Here is a 22,755-nt window from a genome sequence, read left to right as displayed (position 1 = left end):
GTTTAATTTCAGCATGTTACAACAAGATCTCTGTTTACACTGGGGATGACGACCTTCTCGTCATTCGGGGATGACACTATGAATGTCATTCCCGCGGCATTAAGCCGCCGCTACCGCGGGGTTCCAACCGTTCACCAGTTACGAGTCACGGCTGTCACGATATATCCGCCAGATTCATCCTTCCAGCCCAGCGCGACAGCAGAACTTCTTTTATCCGCAAATTTTCCGCAGCTGAAAGTTTGGGGTCGGCGGCTATCAAATCGAAAGCCGCCTGCCTCGCCTGCGACAGTATTCCAACATCGCGCGCAAGGTTTGCAATTCTAAATGGTGGAAGTCCGGACTGTCTCGTGCCGAGAAATTCCCCGGGCCCCCTTATAGCGAGATCCTCCTCCGCGATTTTGAAGCCGTCGGTCGTCTCAAGCATAACGGCGAGCCTGGTCCCCGACTCCTCGGTTCTCCTGTAATTGGTCATCAATATGCAATAGGACTGGTGCTCGCTGCGACCGACGCGACCGCGCAGCTGATGGAGCTGCGAAAGGCCGAAGCGCTCGGCGTGTTCGATCACCATCACCGATGCGTTGGGAACATCGACGCCAACTTCTACGACCGAAGTCGCCACAAGAATATGAACGCGATTTTCCTTGAATGCGCGCATGATCTCCTCTTTGCGCTCGCCAGCCATCCTCCCGTGGAGCAGCTCAACTTTAAACTGCGGTTCGAAGATGCGCGCAATTTCCTTTGACATGTCGGTCGCATTTTTCAGATCGACCTTTTCGCTCTCCTCTATAAGAGGATAGACTACGTACACCTGTCTGCCGCTTTTCAATTCATGCAGCATACCGTCATAGAGCTTCTTTCGATTATGCTCCTCGTATAAGCGAGTAACAATCGGCTTTCTTCCCTTTGGAAGTTCATCTATCACCGAAACATCGAGGTCTCCGTAGAGAGTCATCGCCAGCGTCCTCGGTATAGGAGTCGCAGTCATTATGAGTATGTCCGGCCAGCCGCGATCGGCGTTTTCAGGAGAACCCTTATCCCTGATCTCAGCGCGCTGCATGACGCCGAATCTGTGCTGCTCGTCCACCGTTATAAAGCCAAGCTTTTGAAATTTAACCCCTTCCTGAATCAGCGCATGCGTTCCAACCGCAAGCGATATCGATCCGTCTGCGAGGCCTGCGATAATTTTTTCCCGCTCGAAGCCCTTCACCGAGCTGGTCAAAAGCGCATAGTTGAATCCGCCGTTTTTAGCGAAGCGATCTATCGTCAAAAAATGCTGTTCCGCCAGAATTTCTGTTGGGGCCATTATCGCAGCCTGATATCCCGCCGATATCGCCCTGAGGGCGGCAATGAGGGCCACGACCGTCTTGCCGCTGCCGACGTCCCCCTGCAGGAGCCGGTTCATCGGCCTTGGGGAACTCATGTCGTTGAATATTTCGTCTGTCACCCTCTTCTGAGCCGCCGTAAGTTCGAAAGGCAGAGATGATATGAATTTGCTGTGAATTTCATCATTCCTTGGAAACGCGATCCCCGGTTTCACCGAATGATTTTTTCTTCGAAGCGCCAGCCCAAGTTCCAGAAAGAAAAACTCGTCGAATATAAGCGTCCTGTGCGCTATCGAACGCCCTATGGTAAGCAGCTCCGGGTCGAGATCGTTCGACGGGAAATGCATCTCCTGAAGGCACTTCCAAGGATCGGCCAAATTGAATTTTTCGGTAAATTTTTCTGGGAAGATCGGCTTTATGTGCCCGTTGAATCTGTCCCATGCATTTCTGATTATCTTGCGCATGGTCTTTTGGTAGAGTCCCTCGGTCAGGGGATAAACCGGGATTATTCTTCCTATCGAGGCGGCATCATCCCCTTCCCCCAGAATTTCCGTTTCCGGATGGATGAATTGCAGGCGCTGCGAAAATGCGCTCGCCTCTCCGGATAGCAGAATCCGGCTTCCAACCCTGTAACGATCTTCGAAATAGCTCTGCCTGAAATGAAAAAATTTCGCGGAGACCTTGCCGGTGCCGTCATCGACAACCAGTTCATAAATTCTTTTTTTACGCCGTCCCATAAAAGCTATATTGCTTCTCACTATCTCGCCGGCGATCGTTCGATCCTTCCCGGGAGTGAGTTCTGAAATCTTGATGAGATTCCTGCGGTCAAGATATCTGATGGGAGTTACCGCGAGGAGATCTCCAACGGTCAAGATCCCCATCTTGAGGAGCTTCCCTGCCAAGACCGGACCAACCCCTTTTACGTACTGCACAGGGGTCGCAAGTGGAGCCCGTTCTGTGAATTTATTAGCCATCCTGGCCAGGTAGAATCGATTTTTCAGTGAAAATCAAGGTTAAGAAACAGTCGGAACCCCGCGTTAGCGGCGGCTTAAAACCGCGGGAATGACGGCGTGATTGTCATCCCCGAGTGTCGAAAAGGTCGTCATCCCCGAATGGTTCTATCGGGGATCCCGTAACAAGCGTGACTGGGAAAAACAGAGGTCAATTGTCCATGGTCGAAGTTAGTTTGCTTCTTGAAATTTACTGCACGACCGTAAATTCCGTTCGCCTATTGCGGGCGCGCCCCTTTGTGGTATTGTTGTCGGCGATCGGCCTGGACTCGCCATATCCGACAGCCTGAAGCCTGTACGGCTCTATCCCCTTGCTGATCAGATACTCGCGGACGGAGTTCGCCCTCTTTTCCGACAGCCGCTGGTTGTAGGCATCGTTCCCGATCCAGTCGGTGTGGCCTTCAACACGGATAAGCCCCAGCTGCGGATTCTGCTGCAGCAACATCACGACATCGTCGAGAATTGGATAAGAAACTGGCCTTATGACGGCCTTGTTGAACTCGAAGTGAATCTTCTGGGTGATGATGATCTTTTCTTCTACCGCTGCTTCAACTTCAACTGGCGGCGGCGGCGGCGGCTCACGATCGTAGCGATAGTTTACGCCGACCAGGACGCGAAAATCAGGATCGCCTATGCCGGTAGTGATCGCCCTTCCTCCGCCGACTGTGATTCCCAACCCCTTCGCCGCACCTTGCGGAGTGATTTTGGTCCCGACCAAAAACTCCGAGGGATTCTGAAGCTGGTTCTTGAAGAGGGATTTTATGACTGACTCGCTCCATGCCTCACCGGTGATTGCCCAGGTGTCATTGATTCTGACATTTATCCCTCCCCCCATGCTGAGGGTGTCATCAAGAAACGCATTCGGGTTTGTCGTATCGTAACGGACATATTTATACATCCTGTAACCGACGTTCAGAGAGAGAAAGACGCGGTTCTTTATATCGGCATCGAAAACCAGAGTTCCGCCGGGGCTCCACATATCGTTGCCGAGATAGGTCTGCCAATGTCCGGTTGGAAAATACATATAGGGAACCAGCGCCAAGCCGACGTGGTGTCTTTCGATGTCGAGAAGGCGAAATTTCATCTCGAGGCGCGCATCGCCGAGTTTTCCGTATTTGTTCTCCTTTTGCACGGTGGCAATGGGAAGGTTTGGATCAAACCAGGTTTGCCAAATCGCGACAGGAAGATTTGCGCCCATCGACCACCAGTCGGTCCAGCCGATAGCCCCGTGGACGTTGGTCATCATGAGGTCGTCAACTATCCCGATTATCCTCGTTCCGGCGGCGGTGGCTTTTTCATACGGCTCGTAGGCATAATCGAAGGTCATTCCGACGTTGAATCCCCACTGTGGCAAGGTTTTCGACTGGTGGATGACGTTGTACTTTCCGCCATCCGTGACCGGGTTGAAGGTCACCACATCCGGGCTGTGTCCCGCTTCGACCGCTTTTGAGATAAAGAGGACGGCCGCAAAAACCGCCACTGCAAGAACCAACACGACTCGTACTTTCGCCATTTTTCCTCCCCCGCTTTAACTTCTTGAATTTGCGGTGATCTTATTGAGAAAAAGAAAGAAGTCAATGATTACAAGAGATTATTGGGTAAAAAGCTGTGACTGGTGACTCGTAACTGCTGAACGATTGGCAAGGGATTCCCGTTTGCCCCGCGTTAGCGGCGGCTTACAGCATGCGGGAATGACATTCATGGTGTCATCCCCGAATCTTAATCTTGATCCTGATCTTAATCTTAATAAGGATGTTTTCGAATATAAGCTAATCTTACAAAATGCTGATCAAAGATCAGGGATTAGGGATCAGGATTCGAGGATTACTTCAGCTTGTATAGCATCCTCACCACCTGAAGCAGCTCCGACTGAAGCTCCTCATAGACTGGCTCGGTGATATATCCATAAGCTCTGGCGACATCGAAGATAGAGGATACTTCGGCAGCAGAACCTATCGCGATATCGAAAAACCGTCTTCTCTCCTTTATCGACTTTCTACCATTTCCTTCAGCGATATTCAGTATAACGCTCGAAAGGGCCCGTTTAAGCTGATCCACGAGATATCCTGACCCCGATGGCCATGATCCGATTAGCTCTGGCATCCTTTTTGCCACCCCAAGGCAAAGATTGTAGCAGTAAAGCCGCTGATGTCCGAACATAACCCCTCCATCTGTGATTTTAATTTCAAAACCTCTCAGCCGGTCGGGAGGTTTTGAAATTAAAATCACAAGGAGGAGGTTTTAAATGAATCATCAGCGGCTTAACTGCTACGGACTTTTGCTTTCGGTCGCAAAAAGAATGCCAGAGCTAATAGGATCTCTTCCAAGGGGAAATTACTATCTGGAGGATCAGCTTAAACGAGCCCTTTCCAGCACCCTGCTTAACTTAGCGGAAGGAAATGGCAGAAAGTCCCAAAAAGACAGAAATCGGTTTTTCGATATCTCCCCAGGCTCAATAGCCGAGGTCGCCTCGATCATCGATATCCTATCGGCTTATGGATATATATCCGCCAAGTATCAGGAAGAACTAAAAACGCTGCTTCGCAGGGCTTATGCTATGATCATCAATATGAAAAAATTTAATCCGATATTTTGATTAATCTTCCTCTTAATCTTAATCTTCATCTTAATCTTGATCCTGATCTTAATCTTAATAAGGATGTTTTCGAATATAAGCTAATCTTACAAAATGCTGATCAAAGATCAGGGATCAGCGATCAGGATTCGACCCCCTCCAGCAACAGCCGTGACTGGAAAAAACAGAGGCCAATTGTCCATGGTCGATTTTAAGAATGCCTGAAAAAACTCGGGGGACACGGCCGCACGAAGCGATTACATCTCCCCCGAAGAAGATACTTCTATTTTAACGCCCTACTTCCTTTTCGACCTCACGCTAACCCTCACCCTTACTGCGCCAAGGGCGAGTGCCGACAACAGCACTGCCAGCAATATAGGTGTGGCGGCCCTGGCATTGAAGCCAGAATTCTCGGATATCGAGCACTTTCCGCATCCTGCGCCCCCTTCGGAGATCGAAGATACGGGCCCAGCATAGAATGAATAGTTGACCGCCGTAGTGCCGCTGCTCTTTTCACCATAGGTCTCCTGCAATATCGACATCTCGTATATGCCGACATCGTCAGAAATTCCCAGGGCGATATCGCGGGTTCCCTTTGCCCCTTCCTTTTTACGAGTTTCAATTATGCTCCTGACATAATCCGGTTTCAGCCGATTCTCGACATAGAGCTTCTCAGGATCGAGATCCTTCGGCCAGCTCTCTATCGTAGTGTGGGTCGGTTCCGGATAGGCCCGAAGCCTCGTGTAATGTACGGCAGGGGCCGCAGCAGCCTTGCCAGCATCCCTCGACTGCGATTTTGAACTCGAAGGCATTAGAGCGACTGCACGATGCTCTATCATGTTGTTGATCGTCATTATGCCGGCCGTGCTTTCCATCACAGATGTCGCCGCCATCGGCGAGACTCCGCTGGTTGAAAACTCCAGATTCCCTCGAATCGAGGCCAGGTTCGGGAGGACGACCGCAGCGGCTTTTCCGCCGGAGCTCGCGGAGGATGCGAGAGGAGCGATTCGAATCGGGCTCTGCGGGGCTACGACATCGAACGGAAAATCCGATGATGTGATCTTGGCCATGTCATGCAGCACCATTCCCTTGCTCTGGACCATCATCCAAGGGCCGACGGATCCGTTGAATGCAGCATCTGCGACAAGGCAGGACATCTGGATGACGGAGTTGTTCGGGCAGAAGAAATCGTCCTTTCTTCCCGATGGAGCGCGGAAATAGGTCTCGTTAAGTGAATCGTAATAGAGCTTCTCCGCTTCGTCTGCGAAGCTTACGCACTTCACCTCGCAGTCGGATGAAAACGAGTCCGGCACCGGCGTACATGTGCAGGCATTAGGTTGCCCTTGGGCGATGCATTCAAAACCTTCAGCACATGAAAGCCCCAGCTCTCCGCAGGTTTCCCCGGGGTCGACAGTTCCATCGCCGCAGACCGGCACCTTTTCGCATACGCTGCATTCTTCGTTACAGGTGTATCCTGACTGACAGCCGGCGGTACCATCGCAAACCTCAGCGCCTGCTACGATATTGTCGCCGCAAATAGGTTCACATATGCAACTTTGGCTACATTCAAAACCAGCAGTTTTGCAGGCGCCCTCTTCACCGGCTGAGTAATCACATTCTTCGCTGTAAGTCGCGTCCTGTGAAAAGATCCCATCTCCGCAGGTATTTGAAACCCACTGGCATTTGTCAGGATCGCAGTGTGACCCTTCCTGCGTCTGATTTCCTTCGCACTGCTCGTCGGAATCAACCACTTCATCACCGCATGAGTGCAACTTGCATCCGGTTCGACATCCGTCACGATCGGTATCTGAAAAATTCTCTGAACCCAGATCGCATTCCTCTCCCGCATTCGAATCCACCGTACCATCACCACATCCGCTACACATGCAATTTGCATTGCATGAGCTCGAATCTCCAAATCCCAAGCTCTTACATGAGGAACTTGGGTCGTCAGCAATAGGATCGCATTGCTCGCCAAGATACACATCTACAGATCCATTGCCGCATGGCGCAGCGGCCCCCAGTATCACGGTCATCTCCCTAGGTCCCGGCATCTCACGCCCCTTTATAAGGGGGATTTTTTTATAATCTATAGTCGAGGGATAGTAGGTTGTCTCGGCCTGAGAGCCGCTCGGAGGGCTTATTTTATTGAACAGGGGGTTATCCTCCAGCGGCATCTTTGGATCGAGAAAATCATATGCAAATGGCACGGACATCTCTCTATCCTGGCTGACTACGTTCTGCTGAGAAGGAGGTAAGAGGGAACATCCGGCTGCGCCACTTGGGAACGGTTGCACACGCTCTGGGTAAGTGGGATTATACTGGGCACTTGCCGTAGATGGCAGATAGAACGTCCAAGCATTGCTCGCATTGACCAAATTGTCCATAAACGTAATTGGCGCATAGCGATTATTTCCAGTAAAAAGTGTAGAATATACACTAAGACTTGTTTCTTCATCGGGCGGAAATAGTGGCGCAAAATAATAGAATGCATTTTCCGTCTGCGATCCATCGGCAATGCCGCCTAAGTCGGTTAAATACGCAAAGCTGTCTTGCTTATTCACCGGCTCGCGCACAGCATTTAGCTGCTGCATACAAAGGTAAGCCATTGGATTAAGAGGTTGGCCATGAATGTCATCTCTTACCATACAAAAATTTCCGCCAAGCCCCATATAAGGTTCTGAAGATGACGTAAGATTTTGGTCCATCTGGCTAAGTAAGCATAGATTTTCCCATTTTGAGCATTGGGTTGGGCAATCTATATCACTCCACAACGGAAGTTTGTAATTAGTTGCTTCTTCAACAAGACCAGCTCCACATACCCCTTCTCTGGGCGCACAGCGCTGAGGCAATGGCATGCCGAATTTTTGAAAAGGGTATTCCATTTTATGAGTGGAGTCCATGCATGAGCTTTGGTTTAAATTATTTTCGTTAGCTGATATTATCTCATCACATCCTATGCTTTCACTCATTCTCGCATATAGGGTGGCGAGCATTCCTTCATGGACGCTAACTGCCCTGGTTGTATCGCTGCCGCTTACTGGACATGCCAGGGATGGGAGGATCAGCGGAAGTCCGCTTATGGCACCTATGTTGTCGTATTCTTCAACACTAACGCTGTCAGTCGTCAAATAACCCACGCCCCACTTATCTGTGCTATCGGGATGAGATTTAAAACCGGCCTTAATTCTGATGGCGCCAATGCCCGTAGTTGGGTCATATCCTGTGTTTGGCGAACTAAAGATCGGCTTTCCGGTTGTACGATCAATGTCATCTTCCGAATTCGCAAAGACGTAGACAAAGCCGGCAAAATTGCCATCGGCGTCCTTCTCGAGATTTAGGTTTCCGACGGCTATATCGTTTCTTTTTTTATTTCCAAGTTCTCCCACGAAATTGCCTATTGAAACCGCTGAAACAGCGGCATTGCCGGCCGTATTCCCACCCAAAATCGGCAAAGTTTTGTGAACAACAGTAATGCCATCAGGATCCCAATATTTATCACTAGTGGAAAATGGGCAGCTACCATCTTTGAGCGGGCTCCTGAATATGATGCTGAACAGGTTTGGATAGGATACGTGAAAGTCAGTGTAATTTTTAGTTGGGATATCTGTTACCATCTCGGCGCTTCGATAACTTACCACGATATCCTGACAGGAATCTCCATCAAGGTTTCCCGTGGCAAGTTGATAAGGGACCACGTTTGGATCTCCATCATAGGGAGGAATCATAATAGCCTTGGAAGGAACCCTGAACGGAATTTCCGTATATATTTCTTCTCTTGGCCTTAGGGCGAATCGTTTTCTGACATCGTCAGCATTTCCTAGTTCTTCGGTCCATTTCCAACTCTTCATATGAAGCTGGCTTTCCGTGTCATTTTTATCGATGACGTATATCATGCCGGCAAAGCCACGATTGTTAGCGATGGATGAGGGAAGAAGAAGATAGTCTTTAGGAATTCTTGATCTGTCCTGCAAATGTGCCATATTGAAAATTCCAGGGTGGCTGGAGGCGCCATAATCCACGAGAGCTACCGTTTTCGGCGTAATTATCGAAGATGGATTGGATGTCTCATACTGCGCAATATCTACATCACCGACTCCCCATATCACCACCGGCACTACCACCTTGCTCGGATAAAAGAACTCATATCCAGACCAGTCTTCCAGAGAAGTAAAGGATCCGTCTGTTTTTTTAAAACCGACGAGTTCCTTCATTCTGTGAACATCCATGTCCTTGAAAATTGTCGGACGCCCATAAGGGGTAAGCAAAAAATCATTCCAACTAAAGAGTGTGTTGTAATAAAGGGTAGCTACATCCTGGCTAGAATCCCTGACAACTGCCACAGGGTTGGCCGCCACCGGAAACCATGGGTTGGTGATGTAGGCAGGCGCTATTATATCGCTGATCGTCTGTAGTGATTCTGCGGTACGTGTCTCGGACGAAACAGTGTTAGCTGTGGCATAGGGAAGATTTATTAAACCTAAAGAATACAACATAAAAATTGAGCTAAAGTCCTTAGGTTCGTCAACCTTTTTATAGAGTAAGTCGAACCAATCTTCTGGATTAAGTCCCCCTAGTGATGAGTTGTTCTCAGGAAACGCTGTCATGTCTATCACGTAGTCCTGAAGACTTGAGTACCCCAAAAAACGATATTTGTCGTAGTTGCCTTTGTAAAAGAAACTTAGAGGAGAAATTAAGGCAAAGTTAAATTCGCCTTTTCTAAATTCGCCTTTTCGTTGTTCTGCACCCGTAGTAGCTGCGTTCAGTGCATAAAAACCCTTGGTGCTTTGGCCGTTTTTCAGCAAGTACCCACGTTCAGCAGTTGTACCGCCCACATGTATCTGCAATGGATCAAAAACGGGGGTTATCATCAAAGAGGCATCAACAGGCGGAACCAGGTCGTACGCTAATATATCATCTATCTCTTCTATTGTATCCTCTTCGGCACATTCGAAGTAGATACCCATGTTATTGGATCTGGAACACCATTTGAAGTAAGCAGAGCTGGCACTTTTAAATAATGCCGGATGATCGCTCTTCCCTGAAGCGCTCAAGTATGGGGCAATATAGTTGCCTGCATAGCCGATATATTGGCGGTCATTTCCGAGTGAAAGTGATTGGTATTCGCCTGACTTCGTTTTTCTGATATCTGCAAGCACTACTGACCTTCCATGTCGGTTAGGTTTGGTGGAGGGTCTCATCACTAAATAACGCGTAATTTCCTTATCTTCAGCAAACTTTAGAGTCAAATTCCTAGGCCCTAAACCTAAAGTTGATTTTAACTTCGGCATATTTGACTTATCATAGCCAAAAGCGGGTAAATAGATAGCAGTAGGCTCTCCAATCCTAACAGATCCCGGAACTGCAATCACATCGCTCACTTTTTTATCGATCTCATATGAGGATGAGAAGTTAGAGTCCCCCGTGTATGCCGGATGATTGAAAAAATACATCCTCACAGCACTCGTCCCGCCTGGATCATTTGGGTTATCCCCGACGACCGGTATCGGATCGGAAAACCCAAAATCCTGTGCGGCGAAAAGCGGATAGGCCGCGGCGATCGCGATCACGGAAAGAATTAGTATGGTTATTTTCTTCATAAGAACCTCCAGGCGTATAACGTTGCAACCTATATGCCAAAGCCGATTTAGCTAATAATGAATAATTTCAAGTGATTACGCGAAAAAATCGAAACAGGCATTCTCGTTATGATAAGGCGCGCATCCGTTTTCTGACGCATAAAAGGGACCCCGAATCTTAAATAATGATGGCGCCCATTCTAACAATATCTGAACGAATATGCCAACAGCTCTTTTCAGGGATATGCATCCTAAACCCGACAATTGACCATCGACCGACATCAAGAAGCTAGAATCTAGAAGTGAGAAACGAGATTTTTACGAGCCCGTTTTTTTCTAGTTTCTAACATCTCACCTCTAGCCTCTGTTTTTCCACCAGTCACGGTCGTTACGGGATCCCCGATAAAATCACTCGGGGATGACAGGCTTTTATCGCACTATGGTCCATGGTCAATTTGCCAGTCCTTCAACTGTAACAGACGATATTTTTTGTCAGAAAACCCTCTATAGCATCAGCGGTTTCGTTCATGAGTTGCGGCGGGCTGCTTGCCACCCAAACCGCAAAATTATACAGTTCCTGATTGCTTACCTCCAACCATTTCCCATTTAGAGCCAAGAAAACAAGCAGAGCTGTAACCGCTATGCGTTTGTTGCCATTTGCAAAGGGATGATTCTTTATCATGAGATAGAAAAGTATTGCGCTCTTTTCGAGCAACCCTTTGTAAAGATTTTTTTTGTCAAAGGTTTGAAAAGGTGCCGATAGACAGCTTTCCAGGACGTTAGGAAATCGGGTGTCAAAATCCGGAATAGGTTCGTCCCATGCCATACTCTCTCTGGCGAGCTCGAATGCTATATCGCGAACTTCCTGAAGAGAAAGTATATGCACTACTCTTCCCCCAGTTTTTTCAACGCTTCTCCATATTCAGAAACCGCGCGTTTCACCGCTTCGCTGATCAGCTTTTTTGTTTTTTTATTGGGCTTGGAATCTTTAAGACCGAGGTTTTTTATGTCGATCAGATAATTTCTACCGACCCTCTGCGCTGGAAGCTGACCATTCTTGATTTTTTTAAAGACAGCTACCGTGCTTATTCCGAGGATTTTAGCGGCTTCCGTCGTCGACACGAAGTTTTTGATGGTCATATTAACCTCTTTATGCAGGTTAATATATATCAACCTGCATAGTCAAGTTAATATATCTTTATTTTTATATCGAGTCACGCTTATTGCTGGATCCCCGACTACACCACTCGGGGATGACAACCTTCTCATCACTCGGGGATGACATGCTTTTATCGCACTATTGCACTATCGTATTATCGCACGGTTTTTGACCATCGACCGAAAAATTCGAAAGGTTAAGGTTTAGGTTAAGGTTGAGCGAAAATGATTTTTCTTAACCTTAACCTCAGCCTCAACCTGTTTTTTAGGTCAACGGTCCGCCAATCCAAATTCACGGTGAAGTATCTTCACGGCATCCTCTGCGCGGCGCATATCGATGACCACCGAGACCTTGATCTCGGAGGTACCAATCATCTGGATGGATATCCCCTCCCGCGCGAGCGCATCGAACATCCTGTGTGCGACCCCGGCATGGCTGCGCATCCCCAAACCGACGATTGAGATTTTAGCGATATCGCCGGATGCGGTTACCTTGCCGGCATCGACCTCCCTTGCGACGACCTCCGCCAGAGTCATCGCGCGACGAAGGTCCTCCTTGGGGACGGTAAAGCTGAGCTCGGTGAAGCCCTCCTCAGAAACCGTCTGGATGATGAGATCGACATCTATCCCCGCCCTCGCAATCGGCTTGAAGATTGCCGCGGTTACTCCGACTTTGTCCGGAACCTTCCTTATAGAGACCTTCGCCTCATCTAGATTGCAAGATATCCCGGATATGACACTCCCCTCTGAAATTTCACTTTCGGGGATTAGCGATGTCCCGGGCCTTCCCGTAGATGAGGAACGAACCTCCAGAACCACGCCGTATTTCGCCGCTATCTCCACAGAGCGGCTGTGAAGAACCTTGGCGCCGGCATCGGCGAGTTCCATCATCTCTTCATAGGAGCTCTTTTCCAGAAGCTTTGCGTCTTTGCAAAGGCTTGGATCCGCGGTGAAGACGCCATCGACATCGGTGTAAATTTCGCAGCGGCCCGCGCCCAGCGCCGCCGCAAGCGCTACCGCGGTGGTATCCGAGCCCCCTCTTCCTATCGTCGTGATTTCATTCGACTCCGAAATCCCCTGAAAACCGGCGACTATTGCAACTTTGCCGGATTCGATGGATGCCTTGACCGCGGAGGGGTCCACCCTTCTTATCCTCGCCTTGCAGTGATCGCCGCTGGTGGAAAAACCTGCCTCGAAGCCCATGAAGGTTTCGCATGGCACTCCCAGCTCCTTTAGAGTCATTGCCATCAGCGCTATTGAAATTTGCTCGCCGGTGGCAAGCAGGAGATCCATCGCGCAAGGATCCGGTGCCTTTGATATTTCATTTGCCATCCCGACGAGTTGATCCGTGGAATCCCCCATGGCGGAGAGGACGACCGCTATCCCCTCCCCATCCTCCCGGCGTTTCGCGATTCGCCCGGCTATGGCGCGGATCTTTTCCAGATCCGCCACCGATGTCCCGCCATATTTTTGAACGATAATATTCATTTTACTCCGACCAATCTGTGTGTCATCCCCGAGCGTTTTTATCGGGGATCCAGTTCATCTACGATTTCCTCCCCATCTTATGCACTGCGCTGCCATACACGTCGGCTGCGGCCTCTGCAAGCGTTTCGGAGATGGTCGGATGAGAGTGAACAGTCTGCGCTATCTGTCTTACGGAGAGCCCGGCCTTCATGGCAAGCGCGGCCTCCGCTATCATAAGCGTCGCACCTTCGCCGAAGGCATGAACGCCGAGAACTTTTTCGTCTTCATCTCCATGAACAAGGACCTGTCCTTCCGTTTCGCCGTCGCAAAGCGCCTTGCCACACGCAGCATACGGAAATCTTCCGGTTGAAAATTTTATCCCGTCGCGCTTCAACTCTTCCGAAGTCAATCCCACGGAGGCTACCTCCGGGTAGGTGAAGATCGGCTTTGGAATAGGACCGATATCGCGAAGCCTTTCGCTGCCGCCAAAGAGATATTCCGAGAGCGCCTCCCCTTCCGCGCTGGCCTGATGCGCGAGCATGAAGCCCCCTTTGACATCCCCGATAGCGTAGCAATTCTTTCTCCTGGTCATGAAATTTTCATCCACGATGATATAGCCCCGCCCGTCGGTCTCGATTCCTGCCGATGCCAGCGAAAGCCCTTCGACAAAAGGACGCCTGCCGACCGCCACCATGACTTTTTCAACCTCTATGGAGTTGCCGGTTGAAAGGGATATCGAAACGCCGGAGGCGGTTACAGATGCCGAGTTGGCAAAGGTGGATGTCAGGATTTCTATTCCACGGGATTTCATCGAACGCGCGAGCAGGCGCGATATGCCGGCCTCGACGGGGGGCAGGATAGAGGGAGTCGCTTCGATTATGGTCACAGCGACGCCCATTTCGGAAAGCATACATGCGAACTCACACCCGACCACTCCACCACCTATGATCGCCAAACTTTTGGGGAGAGAGTCCCATTCGAGAACTTCGTCGCTGGTTACTATTTTTTCGCCATCGCGCTTTATCCCTGGAAGATCGATCCAATCGGATCCCGTGGCGATGATGATATTTTTCGCATCGACCTCCCTCTCTCCGATCCTGAGCCCTGAATCCACAAAGGTTGCGCTTCCCCTGACTAGCTCGATTTTGTTTCCCTTGAGAAGGGTCTCTATTCCGCCCCGAAGAGTTGAGACGACTTCATCCTTGCGACTCTTGGCTTTTGCGAAATTGATCGCCGCAGCTCCGGCGAGTTCGATTCCGAATTCAGAGGATTTATGAATGGCGTGAAGAGCGTGGGCTGAGGCTATATAAGCCTTGGTCGGTATGCAGCCCCTGTTGAGGCATACGCCGCCAACTTGTTCGCGCTCAATGAGCAAAACCTTTGCGCCATGTTTAGCCGCTGAAATCGCGGCGACGTAACCGCCGGGCCCGGCCCCTATTACAGCGAGATCGTACATTGTGCCTCCTTATCGACGCGTTCGTCATCCCCGAGTGCTTTAATCGGGGATCCAGTTCTATTCCGAGGGAATGACGTCATCTTTTCCCGTAATCGTTATCTCCCTCTCCCTATCGCCGAGGATTTTAAATTCCACCCAATACGCGGACGCGGGGATGAGTTCAGGAAAATGATCGGCCCATTCGACAGCCGTTACCCCTTCACCGTAAAAGTATTCCTCCATTCCAAGCCCCTCTGTTTCGGAGGGATCCGAAAGCCTGTAAAAATCAAAATGGTATAGAGGGAGGCGACCGCCAAGATATTCGTTTATCAACGCAAAGGAAGGAGAGCGAACGTAGATTTTTTCCGGAACGGAAAAACCCGCTGCAAGCCCTTGGACAAAATGGGTCTTGCCTGCGCCAAGATCCCCGATGAGCGCGACAAGGTCCCCCGGCCTTAGACGCGCCGAAAATTCGGCGGCAAATTCCTGTGTTTCTACCGGAGATTTTGTTTTTCGTTTTATCATCTTGTATTTCTATTCCACGGGATTCCCGTTTGCCCCGCGTTAGCGGCGGCTTAAGACCGCGGAAATGACACTATGATTGTCATCCCCGAATGGTTCTATCAGGGATCCAGTTCTATTCCGCGGGAATGACTATGAGTTTCGATGCTCGAAAAAACACGCGGAAGATTTTTTATCAAATCGGAAGTTATCAGCGCGCGCTCTCCTATTTCCGAAGCGGCAAAGTCGCCGGCCATTCCATGAACGAAAACTCCGGCGCAGGCCGCATCGAATGGGTCCAGCCCCTGACCGAGAAGGGAGAGGATGATCCCTGTGAGTGCGTCCCCCATTCCGGCCGATGCCATCCCTGAGTTCCCGGTTCGATTTATCGCACAGCGTCCATCGGGAGCAGCGACTACCGTTCCCATCCCCTTGAGGACCACAATTGCCCCACAGGAAGCCGCAAGAGAGATCGCCGCCTGCGTCCTGTTCGCATTGACCAATCCGGTATCGCTTTTGGTGAGCCTGGCCATCTCCCCCGGATGCGGCGTCAAAACGGTCGCCGCCCCCCTCATCCTGAGGGAAGAGAGATCGAGCAGGTTCAGCCCGTCGGCATCGATGACCAAGCTGGTTTTGAGATCCCTCACAAAGGCGTTGAGAAAAGCGCGCGTCGCCTCCTCCGTCCCGATCGCCGGACCTATCGCGACGGCGCTCTTGTCCTGCGCAAGATGCAACGCTTTATCCAGCGATTCATGACAAAAAAATGCCTTACCGTTATCGGGAAGAGGTTCGCACATCACCTCAGAATAATTCGAATCGAAAAATGCGAAGGCGCTTTCCGGCATCGCATAGGTGACGAGGCCGGAACCGCTTCTCAGCGCCGCCCTCGAGGAGAGATACCCCGCTCCGATCTTGGCTCGCGATCCGGCGAATATCGCCACATGTCCGAAGGTCCCCTTATGGGAATTCATTCTTCTCGGTAAAAACGAACGACGCACATCATCCCCGACTATTAGAGAATATTTAGAAGGGATCTTCTCCGCCTCCTCCGGCGGAATACCTATATCGACGACATGAATATTTCCGCAATACTCCAACCCCCTCCCGAGACAAAGGCCGAGTTTTGGCAGAGCAAATGTAACCGTATCATCAGCAACGACGGATCCTCCCAGAGGCATGCCGGTATCGGATGAAAGCCCCGACGGGATATCGGCAGATACCACGCGCGACTTTCGCCCCTTCATCGCGTTGATCATCTCTATGGCATGAAGGGATATCCCCTTCACTTCGTCCCTGAGACCTGTTCCGAAAATAGCGTCCACGATGAGATCGGCCTCCGCCAAGATCGAGGCATGACTGCTCAAATACGAAGCATCCGTACAGGGGAAGACCCTCGTGGATATCCTCACCAGCCTCTCCCAGTTCGCCCTAGCGTCGGGGGAGAGCTCCTGAGGCGAGGCCAGAATCAGGACGGCTACATCGATCCCCATGCCGATCAGATACCTCGCAGCCACGAGCCCATCACCGCCGTTATTCCCTCTGCCGCATACGACTGCTGCCCGGGAAGGACGAGAGGTTGCGGCTACATCGGCGAGCGCCCTTCCAGCGTTTTCCATGAGTTCCATGGATGGAATCCGATGCTGGGTTATAGCGCTTTCGTCCAGCGAGCGCATCTGTGAGGAGGAGAGTAGTTTCATTTTAAAATCTCGATGAGAATCGATCACCATTCCAGAACTACATTGGCTATGCAATAATCGCCATCGTGGGAAAGCATGAGGTGAGTGCCGCTGACCTTGACCTTATCGGCCGCCTCCTTTGCAATGCCGTAAAGATTTATAACCGGCCGCGAATCCTTCTGGTCTATCTCGATATCCTGCATCCGTATTCCCTTGTGCCCCTTTGGGAAAAAGGCCTTGATGAAGGCCTGCTTCGCAGCGAACCTGGCTGCAAAACGCTGGGCAGGATGCTTCTTCGTATTGCAGTATTTGATTTCCTTGTCGGTAAAAACCCTCTTTAGAAACCTGTCGCGCCACCTGAAGATGATAGATTCGAACCTTCTTACGTCAACCAGATCAATTCCGATTCCGATAATCATTCTCCCCCCAGTTTTTATACCCTCGATGAACAACCGGCAAAAATCGGCGGTCTCTTTCGGGCAATTCCCCCGAGAATTATTTCCTCCCGCCTGCAAAAAGAATTTCCTTCATCTCCCTTACCGCCTCACGCATCCCGACAAAGACGGATCTGGCTATAATCGAATGCCCAATATTGTATTCAACTATCTCGGGAATCGCCCTGACCACCGTCGGTGTGTTTTTTGTATTGAGACCATGACCGGCACACACCTTGAGCCCCTTCGATGCCGCGTATCTGGATGCCAAGAGGAGGCGCTCCAATTCCGCAGAGGCGCGAATTTCATTCACCGCATCACAGAATGAACCGGTGTGAAATTCGACGGCGGTTATTCCGATGGAGATCGAGGCATCGACCTGAGAGGCCTCCGGATCTATGAACATGCTGACCAAAATCCCCGAATCTCTGAGTTTTGATACGCATTCGCTAAGTTTGGAAGGTGCAGAGACCACATCCAGACCTCCTTCGGTCGTCAGCTCGTTTCTCTTTTCCGGAACCAGAGTGACGGTATCGGGTCTGATCTTGACGGCGGCGGCGATGATGTCATCTGCAGCGGCCATTTCCAGATTCAAGGGAACATCTATGGATGACTTCATTCGAACCAGGTCATGATCCTGAATATGCCTGCGGTCTTCCCTCAGATGAATCGTTATCTGGTCGGCGCCCCCTTCTATTGCCAGGAGTGCGGCTTCTATCGGGTCGGGGTAAGAGGTCCCTCTAGCCTGTCTTAAGGTGGCAACGTGATCGACATTTACTCCTAATTTTATCAAGCGCTCCTCCGTTGAATCAGTTAGCGAGATGATCAGTCAGCAGCCCCGCAAGCTCGCTTGCCATGCACCTTATGCGCTCGCGATTGGGTCCTTCCACAAGAACCCTGGCGATATTCTCAGTTCCTGAAAAACGCAGCAGCAGCCGTCCGGAATTCCCGAGCTCCACCCTGTAACTATCGAGGGCCTTTTGCAGCTGAGGAATAGCTGAAAGATCGACCTTCTTCAAAACGTTCACATCCACTTTGACCTGCGGGTATGGCTCAAAAACACTCGCCAGCTCGGAAAGCGGCTTGCCGGAGCGAACCATCGATGCAAGAACCTTCAGGCCTCCGACGATTCCGTCTCCGGTTGTATTGTGATCAAGAAAGATGAGATGCCCCGATTGTTCGCCGCCCAGGTTCAGGCCATTGTCGCGCATCGTGGATATTACATGTCTGTCGCCGACGCGCGTCCTGATTAGATTTATACCCTCAGCGCGCATCGCACCATCCAGAGCCATATTGCTCATTATGGTGGCGACCAAGGTGTTTTTCGCCAGTTTGCCCTGCTTCTTCAGGTCTATTGCAGCAAGAGCCATGATGACATCGCCATCGACGATGTTCCCATGCTCGTCGCACATGATAACCCTGTCAGCATCTCCATCCAGAGCGATTCCGGCATCGGCTCCCATCTTTCGAACGAGGTTGCACATCCGTTCCGGATGCATGGAACCGCAAGCGCAATTGATGTTGGTGCCATCTGGTGAAGTCCCGAGCTCTATGACTTCGGCTCCCAGCTCCTGAAATACGCTGGGAGCGACGCGATAGCCTGCGCCATTGCCGCAGTCCACCACGATGCGAAAACCATCCAATGAGATGGAGTAAGAAAGTACGTCCTTTAGGAACTGTATATACCTGCCACCAGCGTCATCTATTCGCTGCGCCTTTCCTATCAGGTTTCCGCTGGGCCATTTTTCGCGGGGAATCCCGCTTTTCACCAACTCCTCGATATCGAGCTCCATGGAATCGCTGAGCTTAAACCCATCCCTGTCGAAGAACTTAATTCCGTTATCGTCGAATGGATTATGCGAAGCGGATATCACTATTCCCGCATCCGCCCTCATGCTCCTGGATATGAATGCCACCCCCGGGGTCGGCAGAGGTCCGACTAGCATGACATCCGCCCCCATCGAACATATCCCGGAGGCAAGCGCAGTCTCGATCATGTAGCCCGATAAGCGGGTATCCTTGCCGATGACTATTCGATGACGATTTGTACCGTTTTTAAAGAGATATGCCACGGCCCGCCCCAAGGCGAGCGCCGTTTCGGAGTCTATCGGATAAAAATTGGCCTTTCCCCTGATTCCATCCGTGCCGAAGATTCTATTTGATAGTTCTGCCATATCGCCCTGTTCCTGAGAATCGTATAAATTTAGAGGCGAGAGCTTGTACAAAAAATTTACATAAATATCAAGCAAATAGAAGTTTTGTGCGATATGGGTTACTGCAGTAGGAGGTACATATCCAAAAAGCGCTTTGTTGCTTTTACATCATGCATCCTCAAGATTGAGGCCCCGCCATTCATACAAGCAGGAATCGTCGCTAAGCTTGCTTCAAGTCTATCTTTAACATCCAAGCCTAACTTCTTTCCAATAAAGGATTTATTTGATGTACCTATGAGTAAAGGAAAACCTAGAGATTTAAAGGAGCCGATATTGCGAAGTATAGATAAGTTATCGTCGGCGCTCTTGCCAAAACCTATCCCGGGATCGAGAATGATGAGCTCCGATGGGACCCCCTTTGATATTGCAAAAGAGGCCGCTTCAGACAAAAAACCGCTAATTTCGAAGATAAGATCGTCATAATGGGGGTTATCCTGCATATTTTTGGGCAAACCCTTCATATGCATGAGGCAAATCGGTTTTTTATGCAGGGCCGCGAGTTCAAATATTTCAGGGTCGAAGCGACCGGCGCTTATATCGTTGATCAAGTCGGCCCCTGCCTCGATGGCGGCCTTTGCAACTGCGGATTTCGACGTATCTATTGATATGGGGATCTCGGACCTACTCCTTAGCCCTTCTATTATAGGAATTACCCTGTCGATCTCTTCATCCTCTGAAACTGGGGATGAACCGGGGCGGGTCGACTCGCCCCCTATATCGATTATATCCGCTCCTTCATCGATGAGCTTCAAGGCGTGAGAGATCGCATCGGAAGGCAAAAAATGAAGACCGCCATCCGAAAAGGAATCCGGGGTTACGTTTAAGATCCCCATTATCGCTGGCATGGGACCGGCGCCTATTTCCAGATTTCGTATCTTCATTTAAAAAGATGTGTCGGCTGCGGGGTTCTGCTTTACCGCTTTTCCCTCTTCTTGCTGTTCCTTGAGGATGTCCCTGCGAATCTCTTGTTGCTGGATGACGACCTCCTCACCGCGCATGACCTGGTCGATCTGCTCGCCGTTTAAGGATTCGTGTTTCAGAAGGGCCTGAGCCAGGCTTTCGAGCTGATCCCTGTGTTCCGATATTATGCTCTTCGCCTTTTCGTAGTTGGAAGTCACCAGGCGGCGAATCTCACCGTCTATTTCTCTCGCGGTCTCCTCGCTGTAATCGGAGTGACGGGAAAGCTCTCTGCCCAGGAATATCGCCTCCTCCTTTTTGCCGAAGGCAAGCGGTCCCAGTTTTTCGCTCATTCCCCACTCGCAGACCATCTTCCTGGCGAGGTGGGTGGCTCGTTCGATATCGTTTCCGGCCCCTGTCGTAGGCTGATTGAATACGAGTTCCTCGGCAGCCCTTCCGCCCATAAGAAGTACGAGGCTGTTTTCGCAGAACCTCTTGTTCTGGGTGTACCTGTCGTCGGTAGGCAGCTGTTGAGTAAGGCCCAGGGCCGCCCCTCTCGGAATGATCGTAACTTTATGTATCGGATCGGCGCCGGGGAGATATTTTGCGACGAGGGTATGTCCTGCCTCGTGATATGCCGTGTTCTTCTTTTCTTCCTCGGAGATGATCATGCTCTTTCTCTCCGTGCCCATGAGGACCTTGTCCTTGGCTATTTCAAAATCAGACATGTCGATCTTCTTTTTACAGGCTCGCGCGGCAAGAAGGGCCGCCTCATTGACAAGATTTTCAAGATCCGCCCCTGAGAAACCCGGCGTTCCTTTCGCGATGATCTCAAGTTTGACGTCCGCGGCCAGAGGCTTGTTTGCTGCGTGCACCTTGAGTATCGCTTCGCGCCCCCCGACATCCGGCGGCGGAACTATCACCCTCCTATCGAATCTGCCGGGGCGAAGCAGAGCCGGATCGAGAACATCGGGCCTGTTAGTGGCGGCCATTATTATGACTCCCTCGTTAGACTCGAATCCGTCCATCTCAACGAGGAGTTGGTTGAGGGTCTGTTCCCTCTCATCGTGCCCGCCGCCCAAGCCGGCGCCGCGATGCCTGCCCACCGCATCGATCTCATCTATGAAGATGATGCATGGAGCATTCTTCTTTCCCTGTTCGAAGAGATCGCGCACCCTTGAGGCGCCGACGCCGACGAACATCTCGACAAAATCCGATCCGGAAATGGAAAAGAAAGGCACGCCGGCCTCACCCGCTACCGCCCTGGCCAAAAGCGTCTTACCGGATCCCGGAGGACCCATCAGAAGAACTCCCTTGGGAATTCTTCCGCCAAGCATAGTGAATTTTTTAGGCTCGCGCAAAAAGGCAATTATCTCACGCAGCTCGTCTTTTGCCTCGTCCACTCCGGCGACATCGGCAAAGGTTATACGTTTCAAGTTGTCGGCTATAAGCTTCGCCTTGCTTCTGCCAAAACTCATCGCCTTGCCACCCCCGGCCTGGAGCTGACGCATGGAGAAAAAGAAAAATCCGAAAAGCAGGAGCATGGGAAGCCATGAGATAAGCATCGACTGCCAAAATGGAGTCTCCTTTTTCTTCAAGTAATCGATCTTGGCGTCGCTGGCGCCGAGTACGGAAAGCGCCCTCTCGCTGTCGATCGGGCCTATCGTCTCAAAGCGGCTGCCGGTTTTATAATCGGATTTGAACTTTCCTTTGTATTCATCCTCCTGAATGCTGACCGACTCGATGGAATTATTCTGGGCCGCCTTCATAAATTCAGAGAAACTGATCTTTTCGGCCGTCTGAACCGGCTGGTTCATCATGTGCAGCACCGAGAGCACCAAAAGAATTATAACCAGCCACAGCGCCACCGTCTTGTGCGCCTGTTTCATACCGGGTTTTTTCTGAACGGCCATTTGCTTATCCTCCATAAAGTTTCGCGGACTATATTAGAAAGGAGCCGACAAGGCAAGGCGGCTCGCATCAATCACCTGTCGTGCGTCGTTTTGGCCCGAAATAGCTCCAAAACGTCCCCTGTGCGTACGAATTTGCATGAAAAAGGAAGCCTGTAGCTTCCGGATCCGCTGCCGGAAGTGGCTATGTAGTCCATCTTCAAAAGATGGTCTGAAGAGAGGTCTTTTTTGCTCCCGGCTATCCTCTCGAAGGCTGCTCTTAGAATCCGAATCCTAACCGCCTCAGGAAAACTCTTATAAGAATTTTTATCTATAACAACCGACAGAGGATCGGCTGTTGGCGCTACGCATACGAGAAAGGCCTTCTCGGCAGCATCGGTCAGAGCATCGGCATCGGCGGCGAGTCTCATGGAGAGGCTCCATATCATTTCCGCTGCCGAAGGATTTATTTTCGCCAGAGCAGGAAGCAATTTATGTCTGATCTCATTCCTAGAATATTTCAAAGTATCATTGCTCTTATCCTGCCTGAATACAATCTTTCGTTCCTTCGCATAGGCCGAAATCTCTTTTCTCGTAAC

The 22,755-nt window shown here is 50.6% G+C and carries 17 protein-coding genes; 1 reads left to right on the top strand and 16 read right to left on the bottom strand.

The features are described 5' to 3' along the window. Positions 1–154 precede the first annotated feature (154 nt). The 3 genes from recG to GX659_02795 form a co-directional block, all read right to left on the bottom strand. Entirely contained in the window at positions 155–2,296 is a 2,142-nt protein-coding gene (recG, locus tag GX659_02805) for an ATP-dependent DNA helicase RecG (protein ID NLD27720.1), read from the bottom strand. 226 nt (positions 2,297–2,522) lie between these two features. After that, on the bottom strand, positions 2,523–3,845 hold the full coding sequence (locus GX659_02800; GenBank protein ID NLD27719.1) for an OmpA family protein: 1,323 nt from the start codon (positions 3,843–3,845) through the stop codon (positions 2,523–2,525). Between the two features lie 311 nt (positions 3,846–4,156). Next, positions 4,157–4,492 (bottom strand): four helix bundle protein, encoded by a 336-nt coding sequence (locus GX659_02795; GenBank protein ID NLD27718.1) that lies wholly within the window; start codon positions 4,490–4,492, stop codon positions 4,157–4,159. A gap of 85 nt (positions 4,493–4,577) precedes the next feature. Here GX659_02795 and GX659_02790 point away from each other — a divergent pair, with 85 nt between their 5' ends. After that, positions 4,578–4,928 (top strand): four helix bundle protein, encoded by a 351-nt coding sequence (locus GX659_02790; GenBank protein ID NLD27717.1) that lies wholly within the window; start codon positions 4,578–4,580, stop codon positions 4,926–4,928. Between the two features lie 275 nt (positions 4,929–5,203). On the opposite strand, the gene GX659_02785 is transcribed toward GX659_02790, so the two are convergent. From GX659_02785 to GX659_02725, 13 genes are all read right to left on the bottom strand, one after another. Then, on the bottom strand, positions 5,204–10,507 hold the full coding sequence (locus tag GX659_02785) for a DUF4215 domain-containing protein (protein NLD27716.1): 5,304 nt from the start codon (positions 10,505–10,507) through the stop codon (positions 5,204–5,206). A gap of 445 nt (positions 10,508–10,952) precedes the next feature. Beyond that, positions 10,953–11,372, bottom strand: a complete 420-nt coding sequence (locus GX659_02780; GenBank protein NLD27715.1) for a type II toxin-antitoxin system death-on-curing family toxin — start codon at positions 11,370–11,372, stop codon at positions 10,953–10,955. Beyond that, the gene (locus GX659_02775) at positions 11,372–11,626 is read right to left on the bottom strand and encodes a helix-turn-helix domain-containing protein (protein ID NLD27714.1); all 255 of its coding nucleotides are present in this window, start codon (positions 11,624–11,626) and stop codon (positions 11,372–11,374) included. Before GX659_02775 ends, GX659_02780 begins: the two co-directional genes overlap by 1 nt. Positions 11,627–11,914: 288 nt before the next feature. Then, positions 11,915–13,132 (bottom strand): aspartate kinase, encoded by a 1,218-nt coding sequence (locus GX659_02770; GenBank protein ID NLD27713.1) that lies wholly within the window; start codon positions 13,130–13,132, stop codon positions 11,915–11,917. A 58-nt stretch (positions 13,133–13,190) separates the two neighbouring features. Continuing rightward, positions 13,191–14,567 carry a dihydrolipoyl dehydrogenase gene (gene lpdA, locus GX659_02765; GenBank protein NLD27712.1) on the bottom strand — a complete coding sequence of 459 codons (1,377 nt, stop codon included), beginning with the start codon at positions 14,565–14,567 and terminating at the stop codon, positions 13,191–13,193. A 57-nt stretch (positions 14,568–14,624) separates the two neighbouring features. Continuing rightward, positions 14,625–15,071 carry a tRNA (adenosine(37)-N6)-threonylcarbamoyltransferase complex ATPase subunit type 1 TsaE gene (gene tsaE / locus GX659_02760; protein NLD27711.1) on the bottom strand — a complete coding sequence of 149 codons (447 nt, stop codon included), beginning with the start codon at positions 15,069–15,071 and terminating at the stop codon, positions 14,625–14,627. 98 nt (positions 15,072–15,169) lie between these two features. Further along, a complete protein-coding gene (locus tag GX659_02755) occupies positions 15,170–16,744 on the bottom strand; it encodes an NAD(P)H-hydrate dehydratase (GenBank protein NLD27710.1) in 1,575 nt (524 codons plus the stop codon). A 23-nt stretch (positions 16,745–16,767) separates the two neighbouring features. Further along, complete coding sequence (gene acpS / locus GX659_02750) at positions 16,768–17,142, bottom strand: holo-ACP synthase (GenBank protein NLD27709.1); 375 nt, start codon at positions 17,140–17,142, stop codon at positions 16,768–16,770. 76 nt (positions 17,143–17,218) lie between these two features. Then, a complete protein-coding gene (locus tag GX659_02745) occupies positions 17,219–17,947 on the bottom strand; it encodes a pyridoxine 5'-phosphate synthase (GenBank protein ID NLD27708.1) in 729 nt (242 codons plus the stop codon). Between the two features lie 19 nt (positions 17,948–17,966). Next, positions 17,967–19,331 (bottom strand): phosphoglucosamine mutase, encoded by a 1,365-nt coding sequence (locus GX659_02740; protein NLD27707.1) that lies wholly within the window; start codon positions 19,329–19,331, stop codon positions 17,967–17,969. A gap of 98 nt (positions 19,332–19,429) precedes the next feature. After that, positions 19,430–20,251 (bottom strand): dihydropteroate synthase, encoded by an 822-nt coding sequence (folP, locus tag GX659_02735; protein ID NLD27706.1) that lies wholly within the window; start codon positions 20,249–20,251, stop codon positions 19,430–19,432. After that, positions 20,252–22,156 carry an ATP-dependent metallopeptidase FtsH/Yme1/Tma family protein gene (locus GX659_02730; protein ID NLD27705.1) on the bottom strand — a complete coding sequence of 635 codons (1,905 nt, stop codon included), beginning with the start codon at positions 22,154–22,156 and terminating at the stop codon, positions 20,252–20,254. It lies immediately after the preceding gene. Positions 22,157–22,251: 95 nt separating this feature from the next. Beyond that, the coding region (locus GX659_02725; protein NLD27704.1) for a hypothetical protein at positions 22,252–22,755 on the bottom strand (504 nt) is incomplete at its 5' end.

The organism is Myxococcales bacterium, assembly GCA_012513515.1.
Lineage (GTDB): Bacteria > UBA10199 > UBA10199 > 2-02-FULL-44-16 > JAAZCA01 > JAAZCA01.
Note: the sequence above shows the minus strand (reverse complement) of the source record. Positions and strands in the feature narration are given on the sequence as shown.